The following is a 5,323-nucleotide window of genomic DNA, read 5'->3' as shown; positions in this document are numbered from 1 at the left end:
CGTCTCGGCCGCCAGCCACGCCGGCCTGCGCGAGCTCGGGTTCGCGATGGCCGACATCGTCAGCGCGCGCCGCGCCGCCGAGGGCGTCGAGATGCTCCGCCAGGAGGGTCGTGAGAGCGGGGGAGAGGCTGCCGACGACGGCCAGGAGGCGCGCCTGGTCGCGGGCAGCCTCGGCGAGCAGCGCCGTGTCGCCCTCGGCCGGCTGGGGCACCGGATCGAGGCCGAGCTCGCGCGCGACGTCGTCGAGCCGACCGGTCACCGCGACGCCTCCGACCGCCACGACACCGACGGCAGCGGCACCTCCCAGGAGGAGGGTTCGTCGGCGCGTCACGGTGGCAGGTTAGCCGACCCGTGGGCGGTAGGGTGGTGCTGACACCTGCTCGCAGGTGCCGACAATCGAACCCCACAATCGGACCTCGGCACCGCGATCACCCATGACCCAATCGGGCGAGGAGACGCGATGGACGACCGGATCACCAACGTCGTGCGCGACGTGGTCGGCGCCCACGGGCTCGATCTCGACGACGTCACGCTGGGCGGCGGCCAGCGCCGCATGCTCCGCATCGTGGTCGACGCCGAGGACGGGGTCGACCTCGACGCCCTCGGTCCGCTGACGCGCGAGATCTCCGTGGCGCTCGACGAGGACGAGGCGGCCCAGAAGGCCGTCGGGGCCGGCGCGTACACCCTCGAGGTCACCTCGCGCGGCACCGACCGCCCGCTCACGCTGCCCCGGCACTGGCAGCGCAACACCGGGCGCCTCGTCGCGATCACGCCGATCGACGGCGACCGGTTCGTCGGCCGCATCGTCGGAGCCGACGACGACGCCGCCACCGTGACCGTCGCGAAGGTCGATCGCCAGGTGCCCTACTCCGAGATCCGCACCGCCGTGGTGCAGGTCGAGCTGAATCGAAAGGACGGCTGAGATGGACATCGACATGACAGCCCTGCGCGCCCTCGAGCGCGAGAAGGACATCTCCTTCGACGTCGTCGTGGACGCGATCGAGCAGGCCCTGCTCTCGGCGTACCACAAGGTGCCCGGTGCGATGCCGCAGTCGCGCGTCGTCCTCGACCGTCGCACGGGCCACGTCTCGGTGCTGGTGCGCGAGCGCCTCGAGACGCCGCCCGTCGAGCCCACGGACGACGACGAGGAGCCCGCGGCACCGCCCGCGCCGCGCTTCAGCGAGGAGTTCGACCACACGCCGGACGACTTCGGTCGCACCGCCGCCGCGATCGCGCGCCAGGTCATCATGCAGCGCCTGCGCGAGGCCGAGGACGACCGCACGTTCGGGGAGTTCTCCGGCAAGGTCGGCGACATCGTCTCCGGCGTCATCCAGCAGGGACGCGTTCCCGGTGACGTCCTGATCGACCTCGGACGGGTCGAGGCGCTGCTGCCGGCCACCGAGCGGGTCGCCGACGAGAAGTACGCCCACGGCGAGCGCATCAAGGCCTACGTCTACGACGTCGAGAAGGGGCCCCGCGGCCCGAAGGTCAAGGTCTCGCGGACCCACCCGAACCTCGTCCGCCTGCTGTTCGCGCTCGAGGCGCCGGAGATCGCCGACGGCTCGGTCGAGATCGTCGCGATCGCGCGTGAAGCGGGTCACCGCTCGAAGATCGCGGTCAAGGCGACCATCCCGGGCGTCAACGCCAAGGGTGCGTGCATCGGCCCGATGGGCTCGCGCGTGCGCAACGTGATGCACGAGCTGCACGGCGAGAAGATCGACATCGTCGACTACAGCGACGTGCCCTCGGAGTTCATCGGCTACGCGCTGTCGCCCTCGCGGGTCACGAGCGTCACGATCGTCGACGAGTCGGCCCGCGCGGCCCGGGTCGTCGTGCCGGACTTCCAGCTCTCGCTCGCGATCGGCAAGGAGGGCCAGAACGCCCGCCTCGCCGCGAAGCTGACCGGGTGGCGCATCGACATCCGCTCGGACACCGCACCCGTCGACGCCCCGTGAACGACACCGGTGGACGACGCCTCACCGATGTCGGGGTAGACTCGAGAACGGTCTGGCGCACGTGCATCGGTTGCCGAGAGCGGGCGCCCCAGACCGAACTGGTCCGCCTCGTCGCGGTCCGGGCCGACACCACCACGGTGGTCACGCCCGATCTGCGGCGGTCGATGCCGGGACGCGGGGCGCATCTGCACCCCGATCCCGCGTGTCTGGACCTGGCACGGCGTCGCAAGGCGTTCGGGCGGGCCCTCCACGTGGAGGGGCAGCTCGACCTCGACCTGATCGACGACCTGGCCGGGCCCGGGACCACCACGACCTGACCACGAGGGGCCCAGCCCCCCAACCGGAAGCGGAGCACTCTGCTCATGAGCACTCGATGAGTTCGTTCCGATGAATTTGCACGTCCAACCGGTCTGATCCGCCCTTCGGGGGTCGGTCAGACCCCATGAAGGAGAACAGTGGCTGTCAGAGTCCACGAGCTCGCACGTGAGCTCGGAGTCGAGAGCAAGATCATCCTGTCCACGCTGAAGGACATGGGTGAGTACGTGAAGTCGGCGTCCTCGAGCGTCGAGGCCCCCGTCGTGCGCCGCCTCAAGGAGGAGCACGGCGACTCGCTGCGCGCCCAGGGCAGCAAGAAGAAGGCGGCCCCGAAGCCCGAGCCCACCACGGCCCCCACCGAGACGGTGGAGTCCGGTGCGGGCCAGGCGACCGTGCCCACCGAGCCCACCCCGGCCGAGGCTGCTCCGGCAGCTGCCGAGGCGCCCGCTGCGGCCGCACCGCGTCCGTCCGGTCCCCGCCCGGGACCGCGCGCCCCCGCGCCTGCGGTCGAGCCCGAGCCGGAGCCGGCCCCGCCGGTGGCCGAGCCCGTCGCCGAGGCGCCCGCAGCCGAGGCTGCGGAGGCCACGCAGACGGCTCCGTCGCCCGGCCCCCGCCCCGCGGCCCCGCGTCCCGGACCTCGTCCCGGCGGCACCTCCGGCGCCACGCCGGGCGGTGCGCCCGGTGGTGCGCCGCGTCCGGGTGCTGGTCGCCCGTCCGCTCGTCCGGGCAACAACCCCTTCTCGTCGAAGCAGGGCATGCAGCAGGAGCGCCCGCCGCGTCCGCCGGCCGCCCGTGAGGGTGGCGCGGCCCCGCGTCCGGGCATGCCGCGCCCCAACCCGGCGATGATGCCCAAGCAGTCCGGCCTGCCGCGCCCCGGTGGTCCCGGTGGCCCCGGCGGTCGCCCCGGCCCCGGTGGTCGCTCCGGCGGTCCCGGTGGTCGTCCCGGCGGTGCCGGTGGCGGCGCGGGTCGTCCCGGTGGCGGCGCTGGTGGCGGCGGCTTCGCCGGTCGTCCCGGCGGTGGCGCTGGTGGCGGCGGGTTCGCCGGTCGTCCCGGCGGCGGAGGCCCTCCGGGCCGCGCCGGTCGTGGCGGCACCCAGGGTGCCTTCGGTCGCGCCGGTGGTCCGGTGCGTCGTGGACGCAAGAGCAAGCGCGCGAAGCGTCAGGAATTCGACCAGATGCAGGCGCCGGCGATCGGTGGCGTGCGGGTCCGCAAGGGCAACGGCGAGACCGTCCGCCTGGCGCGTGGCGCCTCGCTGACCGACTTCGCCGAGAAGGTCGGCGTCGACGCCGCGTCGCTCGTGCAGGTGCTGTTCCACATGGGCGAGATGGTCACGGCCACCCAGTCCGTCAACGACGACACCCTGCAGCTCCTCGGCACCGAGCTGGACTACGACGTCCAGATCGTCTCGCCCGAGGACGAGGATCGCGAGCTGCTCGAGTCGTTCTCGCTGGAGTTCGGCGAGGACGAGGGCGACGACAGCAACCTGGCGGCCCGTCCGCCGGTCGTCACGGTCATGGGTCACGTCGACCACGGCAAGACGAAGCTGCTCGACGCGCTGCGCAACTCCAACGTGGTCGCGAAGGAGGCCGGTGGCATCACGCAGTCCATCGGTGCCTACCAGGTCGCCACGGAGCTCGACGGCGTCGAGCGCGCCATCACCCTGATCGACACCCCGGGTCACGAGGCGTTCACCGCCATGCGTGCCCGTGGCGCCCAGGCCACCGACATCGCGATCCTCGTGGTGGCGGCGGACGACGGCGTCATGCCGCAGACGGTCGAGGCGCTCAACCACGCCAAGGCCGCCGGTGTGCCGATCGTCGTGGCGGTCAACAAGATCGACAAGCCCGACGCGGATCCGTCGAAGGCGCGTGGCCAGCTCACCGAGTACGGTCTCGTGCCCGAGGAGTACGGCGGCGACACGATGTTCGTCGACGTCTCGGCCAAGGCCGGGACGGGTCTGGAGGACCTCCTCGCGGCGGTCGTCCTGACCGCTGACGCGTCGCTGGACCTGCGGGCCAACCCCGACCAGAACGCCGAGGGCCTCGCGATCGAGGCGCACCTCGACCGTGGTCGCGGTCCCGTGGCCACGGTGCTCGTCCAGCGCGGCACGCTGCGCGTCGGCGACACCCTCGTGGCGGGCTCGGCCTTCGGTCGTGTCCGGGCGATGCTCGACGAGTTCGGCGACACGATCGAGGAGGCGACACCGTCGCGTCCGGCCCTCGTGCTCGGTCTGACCTCGGTGCCCGGCGCCGGCGACAACTTCATGGTCGTCGACGACGACCGCATCGCGCGGCAGATCGCCGAGAAGCGTGAGGCGCGCGAGCGCAACGCGCTGCTCGCGAAGCGCAGCGGTCGCCGGACCCTCGAGGACTTCATGTCCTCGATGGAGAAGGGCGAGACCGACGAGCTCCTGCTCATCCTCAAGGGTGACGGCTCGGGCTCGGTCGAGGCGCTCGAGGACTCGCTGGCCGCGATCGACATCGGCGAGGAGGTGGCGCTGCGCGTCATCGACCGTGGTGTCGGTGCGATCACCGAGACCGACGTCAATCTCGCCGCCGCGTCGAACGCCGTCATCATCGGCTTCAACGTGCGTCCGCAGGGCAAGGCCACCGAGCTCGCCGATCGGGAGGGTGTCGAGATCAAGTACTACTCGGTCATCTACCAGGCGATCGAGGAGATCGAGGCCGCGCTCAAGGGCATGCTCAAGCCGGAGTTCGAGGAGTTCCAGCTCGGAACGGCCGAGATCCGCGAGATCTTCCGCTCGTCCAAGATCGGCAATATCGCCGGTTGCATGGTCACGAGCGGCACGATCAAGCGCAACGCCAAGGTCCGGTTGCTGCGCGACGGCGCCGTCGTCGCCGACAACCTCGACCTGTCGAGCCTCAAGCGTGAGAAGGACGACGCGAGCGAGGTCCGCGAGGGCTTCGAGTGTGGTCTGGTCATCAAGGGCTACGGCGACATCAAGATCGGCGACGTCGTGGAGGCCTTCGAGCTCCGCGAGAAGCCGCGCGCCTGACACAGGCACACCCGGTGTCCGGCCCGGGTCCGCAGC

The 5,323-nt window shown here is 71.8% G+C and carries 5 protein-coding genes; all 5 read left to right on the top strand.

Annotated elements, in window-relative coordinates:
- Positions 1-373: hypothetical protein (locus tag ABD127_RS05405; protein ID WP_344198520.1), on the top strand; the 373-nt coding region annotated here is incomplete at its 5' end.
- Positions 374-460: 87 nt separating this feature from the next.
- Positions 461-922, top strand: a complete 462-nt coding sequence (gene rimP, locus ABD127_RS05400; protein ID WP_344198518.1) for a ribosome maturation factor RimP — start codon at positions 461-463, stop codon at positions 920-922.
- 1 nt (position 923) lies between these two features.
- Positions 924-1,955, top strand: coding sequence for a transcription termination factor NusA (gene nusA, locus ABD127_RS05395; RefSeq protein WP_344198516.1), 1,032 nt, complete (start codon positions 924-926; stop codon positions 1,953-1,955).
- Positions 1,952-2,272: a YlxR family protein gene (locus ABD127_RS05390; RefSeq protein WP_344198514.1), complete on the top strand. Its 321-nt coding sequence runs from the start codon at positions 1,952-1,954 to the stop codon at positions 2,270-2,272. The genes nusA and ABD127_RS05390 overlap by 4 nt, the downstream gene beginning before the upstream one ends.
- 138 nt (positions 2,273-2,410) lie before the next feature.
- On the top strand, positions 2,411-5,287 hold the full coding sequence (gene infB / locus ABD127_RS05385) for a translation initiation factor IF-2 (protein WP_344198512.1): 2,877 nt from the start codon (positions 2,411-2,413) through the stop codon (positions 5,285-5,287).
- The last annotated feature ends 36 nt before the right edge of the window (positions 5,288-5,323 follow it).

This window comes from Aeromicrobium alkaliterrae, from assembly GCF_039529015.1.
In the GTDB taxonomy this organism is placed as follows: domain Bacteria; phylum Actinomycetota; class Actinomycetes; order Propionibacteriales; family Nocardioidaceae; genus Aeromicrobium; species Aeromicrobium alkaliterrae.
The sequence above is the reverse complement of the archived record's forward strand: the minus strand, read 5'-3'. Positions and strand labels throughout refer to the sequence as shown.